The organism is Brevibacillus sp. FW301-21C12A (assembly GCF_058788915.1).
This window is the reverse complement of sequence record NZ_JBYTBG010000001.1, coordinates 132,774-149,138: the sequence shown is the minus strand read 5'-3', so window position 1 is coordinate 149,138 and position 16,365 is coordinate 132,774. Positions and strand designations below refer to the sequence as shown.

The 16,365-nt window shown below is 54.9% G+C and carries 13 protein-coding genes; 9 read left to right on the top strand and 4 right to left on the bottom strand.

Annotated features, from left to right (window positions below):
* Positions 1-187: 187 nt before the first annotated feature.
* The 4 genes from cbpB to AC3WQH_RS00780 all read right to left on the bottom strand — a co-directional run bounded on the left by cbpB (position 188) and on the right by AC3WQH_RS00780 (position 4,309).
* Positions 188-664: a cyclic-di-AMP-binding protein CbpB gene (gene cbpB, locus AC3WQH_RS00795; RefSeq protein ID WP_005835623.1), complete on the bottom strand. Its 477-nt coding sequence runs from the start codon at positions 662-664 to the stop codon at positions 188-190.
* 212 nt (positions 665-876) lie between these two features.
* Positions 877-2,016 carry an acyltransferase gene (locus tag AC3WQH_RS00790; RefSeq protein WP_007786904.1) on the bottom strand — a complete coding sequence of 380 codons (1,140 nt, stop codon included), beginning with the start codon at positions 2,014-2,016 and terminating at the stop codon, positions 877-879.
* A 53-nt stretch (positions 2,017-2,069) separates the two neighbouring features.
* Positions 2,070-2,912, bottom strand: coding sequence for a lipoate--protein ligase family protein (locus tag AC3WQH_RS00785; RefSeq protein ID WP_005835627.1), 843 nt, complete (start codon positions 2,910-2,912; stop codon positions 2,070-2,072).
* 164 nt (positions 2,913-3,076) lie between these two features.
* Entirely contained in the window at positions 3,077-4,309 is a 1,233-nt protein-coding gene (locus AC3WQH_RS00780) for an S-layer homology domain-containing protein (RefSeq protein WP_327953565.1), read from the bottom strand.
* Positions 4,310-4,772: 463 nt separating this feature from the next.
* On the opposite strand from AC3WQH_RS00780, the gene miaB reads away from it, so the two are divergent.
* From miaB to hfq, 9 genes are all read left to right on the top strand, one after another.
* Positions 4,773-6,284 carry a tRNA (N6-isopentenyl adenosine(37)-C2)-methylthiotransferase MiaB gene (gene miaB, locus AC3WQH_RS00775; protein ID WP_005835632.1) on the top strand — a complete coding sequence of 504 codons (1,512 nt, stop codon included), beginning with the start codon at positions 4,773-4,775 and terminating at the stop codon, positions 6,282-6,284.
* Between the two features lie 3 nt (positions 6,285-6,287).
* A complete protein-coding gene (locus AC3WQH_RS00770) occupies positions 6,288-6,731 on the top strand; it encodes a YlbF/YmcA family competence regulator (protein ID WP_005835634.1) in 444 nt (147 codons plus the stop codon).
* 137 nt (positions 6,732-6,868) lie between these two features.
* On the top strand, positions 6,869-7,429 hold the full coding sequence (cotE, locus tag AC3WQH_RS00765; RefSeq protein WP_005835636.1) for an outer spore coat protein CotE: 561 nt from the start codon (positions 6,869-6,871) through the stop codon (positions 7,427-7,429).
* Between the two features lie 127 nt (positions 7,430-7,556).
* The gene (locus AC3WQH_RS00760; RefSeq protein WP_007786911.1) at positions 7,557-8,825 is read left to right on the top strand and encodes a putative amidoligase domain-containing protein; all 1,269 of its coding nucleotides are present in this window, start codon (positions 7,557-7,559) and stop codon (positions 8,823-8,825) included.
* An 85-nt stretch (positions 8,826-8,910) separates the two neighbouring features.
* On the top strand, positions 8,911-11,484 hold the full coding sequence (gene mutS, locus AC3WQH_RS00755) for a DNA mismatch repair protein MutS (RefSeq protein ID WP_327944744.1): 2,574 nt from the start codon (positions 8,911-8,913) through the stop codon (positions 11,482-11,484).
* A gap of 25 nt (positions 11,485-11,509) precedes the next feature.
* A complete protein-coding gene (mutL, locus tag AC3WQH_RS00750; RefSeq protein ID WP_492331874.1) occupies positions 11,510-13,870 on the top strand; it encodes a DNA mismatch repair endonuclease MutL in 2,361 nt (786 codons plus the stop codon).
* Between the two features lie 369 nt (positions 13,871-14,239).
* Positions 14,240-15,025, top strand: coding sequence for a class I SAM-dependent methyltransferase (locus tag AC3WQH_RS00745; protein ID WP_025846033.1), 786 nt, complete (start codon positions 14,240-14,242; stop codon positions 15,023-15,025).
* Positions 15,022-15,981: a tRNA (adenosine(37)-N6)-dimethylallyltransferase MiaA gene (gene miaA, locus AC3WQH_RS00740; protein WP_007786918.1), complete on the top strand. Its 960-nt coding sequence runs from the start codon at positions 15,022-15,024 to the stop codon at positions 15,979-15,981. The genes AC3WQH_RS00745 and miaA overlap by 4 nt, the downstream gene beginning before the upstream one ends.
* Before the next feature lie 29 nt (positions 15,982-16,010).
* Positions 16,011-16,250: an RNA chaperone Hfq gene (gene hfq / locus AC3WQH_RS00735; RefSeq protein WP_005835647.1), complete on the top strand. Its 240-nt coding sequence runs from the start codon at positions 16,011-16,013 to the stop codon at positions 16,248-16,250.
* The last annotated feature ends 115 nt before the right edge of the window (positions 16,251-16,365 follow it).

Here is a 16,365-nt window from a genome sequence, read left to right as displayed (position 1 = left end):
GGAGCTGTGGATTGACGAATAAAGATCGAAGTGATACAGCACGGCTATGTGCTCACTGACGAAGGAGAACAGCGGGGATGGCAGGAAAGCGACCTGAAGCACGATCATCGCAACGAGTAAGCTTGAGAGCGGAGAGTCGAAAAGAAAAGGACGGTGGCGCGGGCCTCCGTCTTTTTTGCATGCGGTATTACGCTTTTTCTTGTTGGGGCTGCTGGTTCTCGGCCAATGGATAGGGCAGGTTGCGAAAATGGCGATAAGCCAGGGCCAAAATGGATTTGCGCGTCAAAATTCCTTGGAAGTAATGGTCGGCATCTGCAATACAGACAAACGGGTGGTTAATGGACACTTCCAACGCCTTCAAAAATTCATCCGTATCGTGCAGGCGCGGCACTTTTGTGTCCATGACATCGTCGACGACGTACTCGGAGATTTTTTCCAGTTCAAAGCGTTCAAGTCCTAGCGATTTGTTGATAATCATGTTCGTGCTAATCAACCCGTGCAAACGGTATTGGTGGTCCAGCACCGGGACGGCCGAGTAACCGGATTTGATGAGAACGAGCAGGGCGTGCTCAAGCGAATTTCCTAATTGCACATGAGCAACTTTTGTGGACGCGATTATGAGCTCTTTGATCGGAGTATGTAACAATGGGATATCCTGATTCATCAGATCGACCACCTTTTCTGTCGTCTACGGCAGCTACACGCCGCCAGTGATCCTCTTCTATGATACCGTAAGAAAGAGGCCAGCGGTAGATGTGAACGAAAAAAGCCCGGCAGTTTGCCGGGCAAAGAATCGAGGTGTGGAACAATTGTCCCTAGTTCTAGTATGCAAGAACGGCTTCTTTTTTACATTAGGAGTTTGGAGGAAAGCAGGCGCTACGCCTTGTAAACCTCCGTTTTGTAGACCGGCTTGGACTTCGGCTTGCCTTTGCCGCCCGTCCAGTACGAGAACAGCGTGTGTTCGTACAAGAAAATACAGAGCGGCGGCGTAATCACGAACATGGCGAGCATGATGAGCGGCGTGGACCAATCCAGCCGGAAAATGACGTAGCTCTCCAGCAAAAACAGGATCAGCGGGTGGACGATGTAGATCGCCATGTTTTGCCGGGCCATGCGCGATAGCCATTGGCCGAGCTTGGGCAGCTTCCCGAGGTAGCGGGAAAGCGAGTAGAAGCTCACCAGGAAGCTCGCCGTGTAGAGCAAGTAGAGCGGTTTGAAAATGTTCAGGCTGTCGTAATACGAGACGGTGCCGTTCAAGTACTCGTAGGCAATCCAGGCAGCGGTCGCCAGCGTCACGATACAGGCTGGCACTTGCAAACGCCAGGTCCACGCGCGCCATTTTTCCAGGTTCAAGCCGGCATACGCCCCGAGAGCAAACGTAAAGATGTACATATGCACGTAGTTTTGCCCGGCTACATAGGTGTGTTCGACGAAGGCAAAAACAGGAGACGCCGTCCAGTCGATTTCCCAGAGCGGGTTGATAAACAAGTACTTGTACAGGACGTACAGGCTGATCTGTCCGACGAACAGCACCACCAGGACGCGAAAGCTTAACAATCGCTCAAACCACGGTTTGAACAGGCAAAACAGCAAATTCAACTGCAGGTAGAGCGGAATGTAGTACAGATGGTAAAACGCGCTGCCCGTAAACAGGCTTTCGAAAAACGGCGCCGCCAAAACGACAGGATCGACGGTTTGCAGCTTGAATCCGGTAAAGATCGCGGTCCAGATGACGTAGGGCAAAACGATGGTGCGCCAGCGCTTTTTCCAGAAGGCAGCCCAGTCCAACTCCCGCTTTTGGTACCAGTAAAACAGCAGCAGCCCCGTGGCAAAAATAAACAGGGAGCGCCCAAAGCGCAGCAAGATGAGCAGGACGGCCTCCACTTCGCCGTTCCACGGGTAGTCCTGTTGATTTTCAATGAAAAAACCGAGAATGTGAATCGCAAGTACGGTCAGTGCTCCAAAAACAAAAAGGGCATTCAGATCCTGAAACGTCCCCTTTCGATCGCTATTCATAAATCCTCCCAAAGTCTCACCGGCTGCACCACCTGTCAAACAGATGGAACCATTTACTTGGGCAAACGCCATTGCGGTGTAGCCAGTTCTTTTGCGGTAAAGGAGAAAAGCTGCAAACGGTTAGCCAGATGGTGCTCTGACTCCGCCAGCAACTCATCCTGTACAGAAAAAGGAACGGGGAGTGCGGGCCACTGGGAGCGAATCGCAGCGAACAGCCGCGCCTTTACGTCGTCGACCGTCGTAGGCTGTCCCGTCAGCCCAGCAATGCTTCCGACTGTCGAGCCAACGATGGTCGGGATCGGCTTGTGGGCTTCCATCTCGTCAAGCCCGGCGATCGCGTAAAAGCGCTCCATCCACTCCCCGCGCGGCCTTTCCTCTATATTAATGCAAATCTGCAAAATGGACCCGTAGCGGGTACGACGCTGCGCCATGCCCCCGATTTTTTTGCCGTGCAGCGAAAAATCGTACTCTCCGGCACAGTAGGAGCCGACAACTTCTCCAAACTCCAGCACGCCATAATCGCGAAGTCCGACCCGCAGCATTTCGGCCACAAAGGAAAAAAACGAATCAATCGAAATCGTCGTGTCTGGCAAAAGCCAGGCGACATTGAGAACACCGGCATCCAGCGGGACACAGGCGCCGCCGGACGAACGCAGCACACATCCGAAGCCATCCTGGCCAAACTGGCGCAAAGCCTCTTCCAAATGGGGCAGCCTCGCGTCTCTGCGGCCCAAATACAGGGCCTGATCGTACACCCACAGGTGGATGACCGGCACGGCCGATTCGGCCTGCATACCGGCTGCCAATGCTTCGTCGCGAGCCAAAGGTTCGAGCGGTTGGCCCCGATAGACGCCCGAATCCATCCAGTGGAAAGGCTGATTGACAGAAAATGACATAAAAAAGGCTCCTTCACAGGACAAGAGTAGCTACCATTATACAACTGAACTGCGTACATTTCTAGGTTTTTGCCTGCCTTTTTTCTGGATGGGAAAAGCTTGCAGGCGAGTGCGGAGAAAAAAACACCCGACATGCAAGCTCGTGCGCGCCGGGTGTAGGAACATTATTTGACTTCTTTCAGGCTGAAATTGTCCAGATAGGTCATTTTGCGAGGCGCTTCTTTGGTTGCGTCCTCCTGGATGTACAGGCCGAGCTTCGTTCCTTCCTGCTTGACCTGTTGCTGGCCGAACAAATATTGATCGTTGACGTAGATCGAAACGGTGTTGCCTTTGACAGCTACCTTCAGTTTGTTGCTCGCTTTCAGCTTGTAGGAGCCGGATGCGATGATTTCGATGTCGTCTTTTTCAACATCGGTAACCTTGCCGAGAACGACGCGGTCTTTTTGCACGAAGACGACATTGGCTTTGCCGTCTTTGCCGTTGAAGTACAGACCTGCGAGGCCGTCTGTACCGGAGACGTTGACATCGACGCTCAACTCGTAATTTTCCGGTTTGGCCGACTCGTTCCAGATGAGCGGCAGGAAGTAATGATCGACATCATCGTCAATGGAGACAGCCGTTACTTGCTTGTTAAGGACGCCCCAGCTACCTGTAGCCTTTTTCGTATCCCAGTTTTTCAGGTCAGCGGCGGAAAAAGCGTCGCTGATGCTGATTGGCTCAGGCTTTGGCGGTTCCGGATTCGGGAAGACGACTTTTGTCTCGTCATCTTTGCGCTCCAGAATGGCGCGGTACAGCAAGGAAGCAGCTTCCGCACGGGTGATCGGGTTCTGCGGACGGAAATAGTTGTTGTAGCCTTTCATCAGGTCCGTTTGCAGCGCGATGGCGATGTACGGACGCAGAGCTGGCGAAATTTCGCCTTGGTCGCGGAACTTTTTGAGCTGATCGAGATCGGCTTTGTGTTTTTTGTCGTAGCCAAGCAGGCGAACGAGTGCGACCGCAATATCTTCGCGGACTGCAGGCTGATCCGGTTTGTACGTGTAGGTCGAGCCGGATTTGTAGCCAGTCAGGTACGGCTTGGCGTATTCGACGTAATAAAATGCCCAGTGGGAGCGCGGAACATCTTTGAACGTCTGGGTGACAGAGCTTTTCTGGATGTCCACATCGGCTGCCGCAATCATGATTTTGGCAAACTCTGCGCGGGTCACCTGGTTGTTCGGACGGAATGTGCGGTTGTCGTATCCTTTGATGATCCCTTTTTCAGCCATTTCTGTAATTTCCTTGTAGGCCCAATGGCTACGCGGAACGTCTGAGAACGACGGAGTCGAAGCGGCACTGACAAAAGGGATGGCAGTCAGGAACATCAACACCGATAAAAATAAGGCGAATGCTCGTTTCATGCTGACCTCCTCAATATGGCTCGTGGTTTTGGTAGCTGCTTCTTACGACGACGTCTGGGTTTGGAATGTTGCACAGGACAAGGCGAAAAGGGCAAAATAGGAAAAAAGACGGAGGTTGTCTGCAAAAACGTAAGGGAGCCAGTCGCGCGTAAATGGGGAAAAAGGCGGGGAGAGCGCAGGCAAAAGGGACGAGGGCATGCTGACAGCCGCGACGATTTTTCGCGGTCCGACAGGCAGCCGTTTCGCTATCCCGCTATCCCGGCTTCGGCACGGCGGTCAGCTTTTCGTGCAGGGCATGGCGAAAGCCGATCCGTCCCGGTCTGGCAGCCGCGAGAAAATCGTGCAGTCATGGCCGTTTCGTACATTTTTTGCCTCATTATGCATTAGCTTTTGTATCCTCCAAAATGCTATAATTGTTTATTGGTGACTCATTAAACGAAATTACTAGCTGAGGTGATACATGATGACGGAATCGAAAGTGGCGACTCCGGACTTAAAATCCGCCAAGTCTCCGAAAACAACGGCGGACTATGCGAAATACTTTCAGCCGCCATCCTTGAAGGATGCGAAAAAGCGGGGAAAAGAAGAAGTGCAGGTGCACTACGATTTCGCGATTCCGGAAGACATGCGCGAGATCGGAAAAGGTAAGCGTTATCACGTCCGCACGTACGGCTGCCAGATGAATGAGCACGACTCCGAGACGATCGCCGGCATTTTGCAGCAGATGGGCTACACCTCGACAGACGAGGTAGAAGCGGCCGATGTCATTTTGTTCAACACTTGTGCGATCCGTGAAAATGCGGAGGACAAAGTGTTTGGCGAACTCGGCCACATGAAGCGGCTGAAAAACAACAACCCGAACCTGATTCTTGGCGTCTGCGGCTGTATGTCGCAGGAGGAGAAGGTCGTCAACAAAATTTTGAAAAGCTACCAGCAGGTGGACCTGATTTTTGGTACGCACAACATTCACCGCCTGCCGCAGTTGATGCGCGATGCGATGTTCAGCAAGGAAATGGTGATCGAGGTCTGGTCCAAGGAAGGCGACATCGTCGAGAACATGCCGAAGCTGCGCGAAGGCAACACCAAGGCATGGGTCAACATCATGTACGGCTGCGACAAGTTCTGTACGTATTGCATCGTGCCCTATACGCGCGGCAAAGAGCGGAGCCGCCGTCCGGAAGACGTCATCGCCGAGGTGCGCGATCTCGCCCGCCAAGGCTTCAAGGAAATCATGCTGCTCGGTCAAAACGTCAACGCGTACGGAAAAGACTTTGACGACATCGAGTACGGCTTTGGCGATCTGTTGGACGAGATCCGCAAAATCGACATTCCGCGCATTCGCTTTACGACGAGCCATCCGCGCGATTTCGACGATCATCTGATTGAGGTGCTGGCAAAAGGCGGCAACCTGGTGGAGCAAATCCATTTGCCCGTTCAGTCCGGCTCCACGGAAATTTTGAAGCGGATGGCCCGCAAATACACGCGGGAGCACTATCTGGAGCTGGTGCGCAAGATCAAGGCCGCGATTCCGAATGTCTCTCTTTCTACAGATATTATTGTCGGCTTCCCGGGCGAAACCGACGAGCAGTTTGAAGAGACGATTTCCCTGGTCGAAGAGGTCCGGTACGACTCGGCGTATACTTTCATTTATTCCCCACGGGAAGGGACGCCGGCCGCCGTCATGGAAGACAACGTGCCGATGGAAGTGAAAAAAGCGCGCCTCTACCGCTTGAATGAAGTGCTGGCCCGCATCGGTCTGGAGCAAAACAAAAAGCTGCAAGATCAGGTGCTGGAAGTGCTGATCGAGGGCGAATCGAAAAACAACCCGGATGTACTCGCAGGACGCACGCGGACGAACAAGCTCGTTCACTTTACCGCAGACAAGTCGTTGATCGGCGAGTATGTCCACGTCAAAATTACAGATGCCAAAACGTGGACGCTTCACGGCGAACTCGTTACCAAAGTCGAGGTGTAGAATATGGAACAAACAAACTTGTACACACAAAAAGAGATTCTGGACAAAGCGCGCGAGCTGGCTGCGATGATTTCGCGCACCAATGAAGTCGATTTTTTCAAACGCGCGGAACTGCAAATCAAGCACAATGAGCGCGTCCAAGACTTGATTGATAAATTGAAGCAAAAGCAAAAGCAGATGGTCATGTTTGAATCCATCAATAAGCCGGAACTGGTGAAAAAAGTCGAAGAAGAGTACAACAAGCTGCACGAGGAGCTGGACTCGATTCCGATCGTAACGGAGTTCAAGCAATCCCAGGTGGATGTGAACGATCTTTTGCAAATGGTGACGAATGTCATCACGAACACCGTATCCGAGCGTATTATTTTGGATACAGGCGGAAATCCGCTGACAGGCGAAACCGGCGGCGGGCCGGAAAAGAAACATAGCGGCGGCTGCTGCTCGTAAGGCAGGCGGCAGACGCGAAAGACGCTGACGCGATGGAGTTTTCCAAACAAGATACCCAATTTCAGGTGGGTGTTTGCACCCTAGCCGAATGCCCTGCATACAAATGTACAGAAACGTTGTATGGAGGAGGTAACGAAATGTCGGGTACAGACAAAGATCTACAGTGCCGGGAACTCATCGCGAAAGCTGTCTGCGGTAAAGGCCATAAATTCTCTACTACCACCCACACCATCATACCGTCGCAAACTCCTTCGACGATCCTCGGATGCTGGATTATAAACACGAACTTCCAGGCAGAGAAAGTCGGAGACGCGGTTGAAGTATCTGGTACGTATGACGTCAACCTGTGGTTCTCGTTTGCAAATAACACGCAAACCGAAGTCAAGCGGGAAACTGTCAAGTTCTCCGTACTCGTTCCGCTTACGTTCTTCGACAAAAACTGCAGAGGCGATCTGGAAATTGTCGCTCGCGCCGTGGAACAGCCGAAGTGCGTAAAAGCCGAGTTGAGTGCTGGAGGCACCATCACAGTCAGGGTTGAAAGCGAATTTGCCGTAGAAATCATCGGAGAAACCAAAGTCTGCGTAGTCGTCTGCAACAACTGCGATGACAAAGACTTCCACATGATTGGTGACTATGAAGAAAACAGCGACGAATTTGACGACTTTGATTCAGCCACCATGCTCGACGAGCTTGACTAAAGAGGAGAGACTCATCTCCTCTTTTTTCTTTTTTTCGCGGCGAAAAACCGGCAAGCGTCTACGCTCTCACTCTTCCCTGGGCGCAAACATAAGATATCGAAGAATACAGCATGGGAGTGTGGAGAGCATGATACGAGAAGGGTTGCAGGAGAGCGCCGCATCGCAGCCAATGACAGCCAACGCCAAAGAAGCGGTCGCTTTTTTGCACCGCCCCGAGGTCGGACGCTGGTTGCTGAAGCTGAGCGGGCTGCCTGTGGCTACGGGACGAACAGCGCCTCCCGGATGGCGAACCTACAAGCTTTGTCTCTATCAGGACCTGGTGCTGGACGTGGTGCGGAGCATGGAGCATCCGCAATGGCTGTTGCATCGTCTGGAGGAGCCTGACTACGAGCCGATTCCGTTTCCGTCCACCGATCCGGAGGTGCAGATGGTCAAAGCGCTGGCTGTCCGCAGCTTGTATGCTGTCGGAGCGGAAGCGGGGCAAGTCACGATCATAGCGGCATCTGCTCACCGGGCGAAGGTGGTTTCCGTGGCGCCGGATTGGCCGGCAGAGAAGGCGGATCGCTACATGCAGCGTGCGCGCGACTGGTGGCAGGAGCGCATGCGCAAGCAGCCGCAGGAGCTGAACAAACTGGGCGCCGACCCGGAGTTTTCGCTGCGCAGGGCAACGGGGGAAATGGCGCTCGCCTCTGATTTTTTGAAAATTAACGGGACGGTCGGCTGCGATACGACACGCTACCGGGAAGACCTGGCGCTGCATCAGCATCCGGTAGCCGAGCTTCGCCCTGCCCCGTCGGAAGACCCCGATGAGCTGTTTCTTCATATTTATGAAGCATTGATTTTCGCCATGAAAAAAATCGCCAACAAAGAGATCGAGTGGCTGGCGGGCGGGATGCCGTTTCCTGGCTATCCGATTGGCGGGCACATTCACTTTAGCGGAGTGTCGCCTACTTTTTCCTTGCGGCGGAAGCTGGACGCCTATCTCGCGTTGCCGCTCGTGCTGATCGAGGACGTCGGCTGCGTGTTGCGACGGCAACGCTACGGCTTTTTGGGCGACGTGCGGGAAAAGGCGTACGGTTTCGAGTATCGGACATTGCCCAGTTGGCTCGTGCATCCGGTCGTGGCGCGGGGAATATTGCATTTAGCCAGACTGGTCATCACGAGCCACGCCCAACTGAAAGCGACACCGCATTTGCAGTTGCCGCTGGTCAAAGCGTACTACCGCGGGGACAAGGAAACGCTGGAACCGTACGTCAGACAGGTGCGCAACGAGTTGCGGGAACTGCCGGGCTATTCGCTTTCGCGGGTTCATCTGGAAGCGTATTTTTCCTGCCTGTTGCGCGGGGACGTGTGGCTCTCTGACTTGGATCTGAAGAGCGCGTGGAACTTGCATTGAATTTTTCAACTGGAATCGAACATCAACATCGTGGCGCGATCATGGTATAATAGCGTCGAGATTGGAAGGCTAGGAGAAGAAAAAAATGGCGCAATATACCCCGATGATTCAGCAGTATCTGGCTATCAAAAAAGAGTACCCGGATACTTTCTTATTTTTCCGCTTAGGCGACTTTTACGAACTGTTTTTTGACGATGCTATCCTCGCGTCCCGCGAGCTGGAGATTACGCTCACAGGACGCGACGGTGGCGGGGATGAACGCATCCCGATGTGCGGCGTCCCGCACCATTCGGCAGATGGCTACATCGCCGAGCTGTTGAAAAAAGGACACAAAGTAGCGGTGTGCGAGCAGGTGGAAGACCCGAAAGAAGCAAAAGGGGTCGTTCGCCGCGAAGTGACCCGCGTCATTACGCCCGGCACGATGATGGAGGGCAAATGGCTCACGGACAAGGAAAACAACTACATGGCGGCATTGGCAGCCCTCGACGGCCGCATAGGGATCGCAGCCTGCGACATGAGTACAGGGGAAATGTACGTCACCTCCCTGCTCGGACAGACGGAGGCCGCGCTCGATGAGGCATTGCAATACCGTCCGAAAGAACTGGTGTTCTTCGGCTTTGATTCCTTGCCGAAAACGTCTTTGCCGTCAACGGTCGTGGAAAGCCAGCAACTGGATGCGTTTGCGGTGGACAGCCAGTACCCGGAAGCGGGAAAAGAGCTGGACGTCGCTATGCGCGCAGCCGTCAATGCGCTGCTCTACTACATCGGGACGACGCAAAAGCGCAGTCTCGCGCATATGCGGCTGTTGAAACGTTACGACAGCAAGCAATATTTGCAAATGGACGGCTTTTCCAGACGAAACCTGGAACTGACGGAGACGATCCGCGACAAGACGAAAAAAGGCTCCTTGCTGTGGCTGTTGGATCGGACGCAAACCGCCATGGGCGGACGGCTGTTGCGCAGATGGATCGAGCGGCCGCTGCTCGGACGTGCAGAGCTGGATGCCCGCCTGGATGCCGTCGAAGCGCTCAAGAGCGATTTGCTGCTGCGCTCCGATCTGCGGACTTGCCTGGACAACGTGTACGACCTGGAGCGGCTGGCTGGCCGCATCTCGTACGGAAACGCCAATGCCCGCGACCTGATCCAGTTGCGTTTGTCGCTGGAAGCAGTGCCGGAGCTGAAACGGCACTTGAGCCAGACGAATGCCCCGGTGTTGCAGGAGTTGGCCCAGGGCATGGATGAATGCGCGGACCTGGTCAGCTTTTTGCAGGCGGCGCTCGTCGACGATCCGCCGATCTCCGTGCGCGAAGGCGGGATGATTCGCACCGGCTACGATGAGTATTTGGACAAGCTGCATTCCGCAAGCCGCGACGGGAAGACGTGGATTGCCCAGCTCGAGCAGAGCGAGCGGGAAGCGACAGGCATCCGTTCGCTGAAAGTCGGCTTCAACAAAGTGTTTGGCTACTATATCGAAGTGTCGAAGTCGAACATCGCCAACGTGCCTGCGGGACGCTACGAGCGCAAGCAGACGCTCGCCAATGCCGAGCGCTACATCACGCCCGAACTGAAGGAACGCGAGGCGCTCATCCTCGAAGCGGAAGAAAAGATGATCGAGCTCGAGTACCAGTTGTTCATGGCTGTGCGCAGCGAGATCGCCGGACATATTCCGCGATTGCAAAGCCTTGCCGAGCGAATCGCTTCTGTAGACGTGCTCCAGGCGTTTGCTACGGTCAGTGACGAGCGCGGCTTCGTGCGTCCACAGCTCGCAGACGACGGCGAATACGTCATCGTCGACGGACGCCACCCTGTCGTGGAAGCCGTGCTGGAGCGGGAGAAGTACGTAGCCAATGACGTGCGGATGAACCAGGACAGTCGCCAGGTTCTGCTCATCACTGGACCGAACATGGCGGGGAAAAGCACCTACATGCGCCAGATCGCACTGATTACCGTCATGGCGCAAATCGGCTGCTTCGTGCCTGCAAAAGAAGCGAAGCTGTCGATTGTGGACCAGATTTTTACGCGAATTGGCGCTGCCGACGACCTCGTTGGCGGACACAGTACGTTCATGGTGGAAATGCTGGAAACAAGGCACGCGCTGCAAAAGGCGACTGCCAAAAGTTTGATCTTGCTCGACGAGATCGGGCGCGGGACGTCCACGTACGACGGGATGGCACTGGCGCAGGCGGTCATCGAGTACATTTGCCAGCGAATCAAAGCCAAGACGCTGTTTTCCACGCACTATCACGAGCTGACGGGGCTGGCTGACACGATGAAGGGCGTCGTCAATGTGAACGCCCGCTGCGAGGAGCGGGACGGCAAGCTCTTGTTCCTGCACAAGATTGAGGAAGGCCGGGCAGATAAAAGCTACGGCATCCACGTGGCGGAATTGGCGGAAATGCCTGTCTGGGTCATTGAGCGCGCCCGCAGCATTTTGGCGGGCTTGGAGGCGGGCAGCCAAGCGACAGCCGACATGCAAATGTCGCTGGAAACGCTATGGTCGGCCCCGGTTGCCACCGTGCGCGAGGAGCCCGTATCGCTGTTGTCGCCGGAGGAAGAGGAGATTTTGCGCGATTTGCGCGAGCTGGATTTGAACGCGACGACCCCGATGGATGCAATGATGAAGCTGTATGCATGGAAGCAGCAACTGAAAAAACGATAGGACGATAGGCAGAGGGGAGGAGCTCATGGGAAACATTCGAGTGCTCGATGAGCAGCTCGCCAATATGATTGCGGCAGGCGAAGTGGTGGAGCGTCCGGCTTCTGTCGTGAAGGAGCTGGTGGAAAACGCGATTGACGCTAGCGCCACCTCGATTGAGATTCATGTGGAGGAAGGCGGCCTGGAGCTGATCCGCATCGTCGACAACGGACACGGGATGGATCGGGACGATTGCCTGCTCGCTTTGGAACGGCATGCGACGAGCAAAATCAGCACCCCGCGGGACTTGTTCCGGATTCGCACGCTCGGCTTTCGCGGCGAGGCACTGCCGAGTATCGCGGCTGTCTCGCGGATGGAGCTGACCAGCAACCGTTCGAGCCGCGAGATCGGCACCCGGCTGCTGGTGGAAGGCGGCGAGGTCAGAGAGGTGGCGGATGCGGCGGCGGTGCAGGGGACGGAGATTTGCGTCCGCAGCCTGTTTTTCAATACACCTGCCCGGTTGAAGTACATGAAGTCGATCGCCACAGAGGTCGGCCACATTTCCGACTACGTCAACCGACTGGCGCTGACGCATCCCGGCATTTCTTTTACGTTGACCCACAACGGCAAGACGCTTTTGCAAACGACGGGCGACGGCAAGCTGCTGCACGTCATGGCGGCCATCTACGGCGTGCAGGTAGCCAAACTGCTCCTGCCGATTTCGGGAGAGACGCTCGATTTTCGCTGGGACGGCTTTTTGTCCAAGACAGAGGTGACGCGGGCGAACCGTTCCTATTTATCGACGCTGGTGAACGGCCGCTACGTTCGCAGCTACTCGCTCAATAACGCGATCATGCGCGGCTACCACACGCTGCTGCCGATTGGACGCTTTCCGATCGTCGCGCTGCAAATTGAAATGGACCCGACGCTGGTGGACGTCAACGTGCATCCCGCCAAGCTGGAGGCGCGCTTCAGCAAGGAAGACGAACTGTGCAGCGCGATCGAGCAGTCGGTGAAAACGACGTTGCGCCAAGGCTTGGGGATCGTACGGCCGATGGCGACCCAGCCAAAAGCGAAAATCTCCACGCAAGTCGTGCAGCCGCAGTTTGACCTGACATTTACGAAGCCAGCCATTGAGAAAAGCTCGCTGTTGGAGGTTAGTCCGAGGTTGCAGGAATGGATGGCGAAGCAGGAGAGCAACAAGGCGCAGGCGGGGCAGCCAGCGGGCATGGCAAACGCGGCAAGCCCTGCACACCTGGCCAACGCGGCAAGTCCTGCAAACTCTCTCTCTCCTGCCGGCCTGTCTTTCCAGGAGACGGAAAAGAAAACGGTACACGAGGCCGCTTCGCCCTATCCGCGTCCAGAGCAAGCTTTGCAAACTGGTGTTGGGGGCGGGGAGGCAGCAGGGCATACGGGGACACAAGCTGCGGCAGCGACGGGGAGCGCGTCTGCGGGTGTCGGCGAAGGGAACGAACATGGTCAATATCGCGAGCAAGACTATGCCCAAGCCCTAGACCAAGCCCAGGCTCAAGCTGGGACTGGGACGAATGCCCAGACTCTAGCTGCAGCCGAAACCCACGCACAGCCCGAAGCGGTTCAGCAACAGCCGCAGCTCCAGTCTCAGCGCTTCCAGCCGCTCAACCGAGCCGAGGAAACGGAGCCAGTCGCGCAGCCGATAAACGCACAGGCAGGGACAGCGGAACCGCCGACGGGCGCAGCATGGGCCCAAGCTGACGTCACCCGGCTTGACGAGCCAAGCGAACAGCAAGGCCAGGCGGCAACTCCAGCAGCACCAGCCAACGAAGAAACTACTACGTCGGCTGTTCCCGTCATGTACCCGGTCGGACAGGTGCACGGAACGTACATTGTGGCGCAAAACGATACGGGGATGTATTTGGTCGATCAGCACGCGGCGCAGGAGCGGATTTTTTATGAATACTTCATGGCCAAGCTGGCCGAGGAAGGCGTCGCGAGCCAAATGATGCTGTTCCCGCATACCGTCGAGGTGACGGCAGCAGAGGCAGCGCGGCTGGAAAAACGGTTGCCGCTGTTGCAGTCGTTTGGCCTGGAGGTCGAAGCTTTCGGCGGGCGAACGTTTATCGTGCGCGCGCACCCGCACTGGTTCCCGGAAGGAGCCGAGCTGGAAGTCATCGAGGAGCTGATCCAGTTTGTGCTGGAAGCAGGCGAGCACGGACAGGCTAGTGTCGTCCAGATGCGGGAAAAAGCCGCGATCATGATGTCGTGCAAAGCTTCGATCAAAGCCAACCGCTATTTGACGCACGCAGAGATGGAAAGCCTGCTGAACCAACTGCGCGAGACGAGCAGTCCTTTTACATGCCCGCACGGCAGACCGATCGTCATTCACTTCAGCGGCTACGATCTGGAGAAAATGTTCAAGCGCGTCATGTAGGCAAGCGCACAGACGCGAAGCAAACACCCCCCTTAGATGCTCTAGGGGGTCTTTCTGACTGAATCGGAAAGCATAAACGGCAAGAACAAACAACCCGATTCAGCAAGAATAACCTTCCGCTAAAACGCGTTCGCTCATCCTTGAGATGGCCGCGATAAAGGTTTTGTTATGGCTTGTCGGCAGACCGCTTTGTTTTCTCCTTGTAAAAAAATTCACAAGCACGTAACTGGCGGAACAAAACGTGATATGATAGCAGGTGATCGGACAAAAGTTTGGTACAGATTCTATTTGACCGCCAAATTAATCCTGCTTACAATAAAAGAGTTTCCGTCCAACAGGACGCAGACACACGGAAAGGAAAGCGGATACGTGATCGTAACGACGGGACTTGAGCCTGCTGAGGACACCTTGCGCCATGCGCTGGCATTGGCCGATGCGTTTGGCGTACCTGTAGTGAGACGCGGTGACTTTTCCCTCAGCCAGCTACGAAAACGGCATGGCGACGACGAAGTATTGGTCGTCTCTGCGCAAGGAGCGCGCCTGGAGGTGCCGGGGAAAAAGCCGTTCTTTTTTCACCCGAACACTGCGGCTTTTCGTATAAAGCGGCTGATGCGCGGCGATACTGATACTATGCTTGTTGCTTGCCAAATTCAACCAGGGGATGAAGTGTTGGATGCCACGCTCGGACTAGGGGCGGATGCGATTGTGTTTTCCCATGCGACAGGAGCAGAGGGGAAAGTGGTCGGCATCGAATCTGAACGAGTGCTTGCTATCATGGTCGAAGATGGACTCAAGCACTGGGCGTCTGACTCGGAACAACTGGAGAGAGCCATGCGTCGTATTGAAGTGCGGTGCGAAAACCATCTGGAAGTCTTGCAGGGATTGCCGAGCCGCTCTTTCGACGTCGTTTACTTCGATCCCATGTTTGAAATGACGGTTCACAGCTCGCAAGGAATCGCAGGAGTGCGCGAGTTTGCCAACCCGCAACCACTGACGGAGCAGGCCATTTCAGAAGCGCTCCGCGTAGCGAGAAGACGCGTGGTTATGAAGGAAGGAAAAACAGGCAAAATCTACGAGCGTTTTGGCTTCGTTCCATTTCGCTCCCGCGGCCAACAGGTCGTGTACAGCTACAAAGAGACAGGTGGAGGGGAGTGACCTTGCAGCAGAAAGAAAAGCTAGTCGTCATCATCGGCCCGACAGCAGTCGGCAAGACCCAACTGAGTCTGGATTTGGCCCAGCAGTTCAACGGCGAGATCATTTCCGGGGATTCCATGCAAGTCTACCGCGGCATGGACATCGGGACGGCCAAGGCAGAGCCTGCCGAGCTGGCGCTGGTGCCGCATCATCTCATTGATATCAAAAATCCGGACGAAGAATATTCTGTCGCCTTGTTCCAGGAAAGCGCCACCCGGCTGATTACGGAGATCAACCAACGGGAACGCCTTCCTTTTATCGTAGGCGGTACGGGTCTCTACATAGAATCGGTTACCCATCGGTTTCAATTTTCGCAAGCCGCCCAAGATCCGGAGCTGCGCGAACGGCTGCAGCGTCTGGCAGATGCGGAAGGCGTGGAAGCGCTGCACGCAAGGCTCGCTGACGTTGACCCGATTACAGCACAGCGCTTGCACCCGAACGATGTAAAACGGGTAATTCGCGCCTTGGAAATATACGAAAGCACGGGCTACAAAATGTCGGACTTTCAACTGCGGGCGCAGCACTCTCCGTACGATCTCGTCATGATCGGACTCACGATGGAGCGTGCCGTGCTGTACGAACGGATCAATCGCCGCGTCGAACTGATGATCGAAGCGGGGCTGGTCGAGGAAGTGCGCGGGCTTTTGGACAAAGGCTACGACGCTTCCATGGTGTCGATGCAAGGGCTGGGGTACAAGGAGTTGATCCCTTACCTGTACGGCGAAATTACGCTGGAAAAGGCGATCAACGACATCCAGCAGCGGACGCGGCATTTTGCCAAACGGCAGTTGTCCTGGTTCCGCCGCATCCCGGAAGTGCAGTGGTTTGACATGACCGATCCGGCTGGTCAAGCGAAGTCCGTGGAAACTATCAAGCAGATATTGGCAGGAAAGTTTCAACAATTGCCGAATATATAACATACAAGTCCTTTTAGGGGGTAGTGTACATGAAACAGACGATCAACATTCAAGATACGTTCTTGAATCATTTGCGGAAAGAAAACATCGCGGTTACCATTTACCTTGTGAACGGATTTCAATTGCGCGGGTATATTAAAGCGTTCGATAATTTCACGATTGTGATTGATAGCGAAGGCAAGCAACAATTAGTATACAAGCATGCGATCTCCACTTTCACTCCGCAACGCCCTGTATCGCTCATGTCTTCGGAAAACAACCAGCAATAAATCGCAAAACGCTCTGCCCACCAGCCAGGACTCTTGAAGTCCTGGTTTTTTCTTTTAGAAACCAAAAGGAAAAGGCGCCACAAAAGGCTTTCAGCGTCTGCACGGAAAGCCTTTG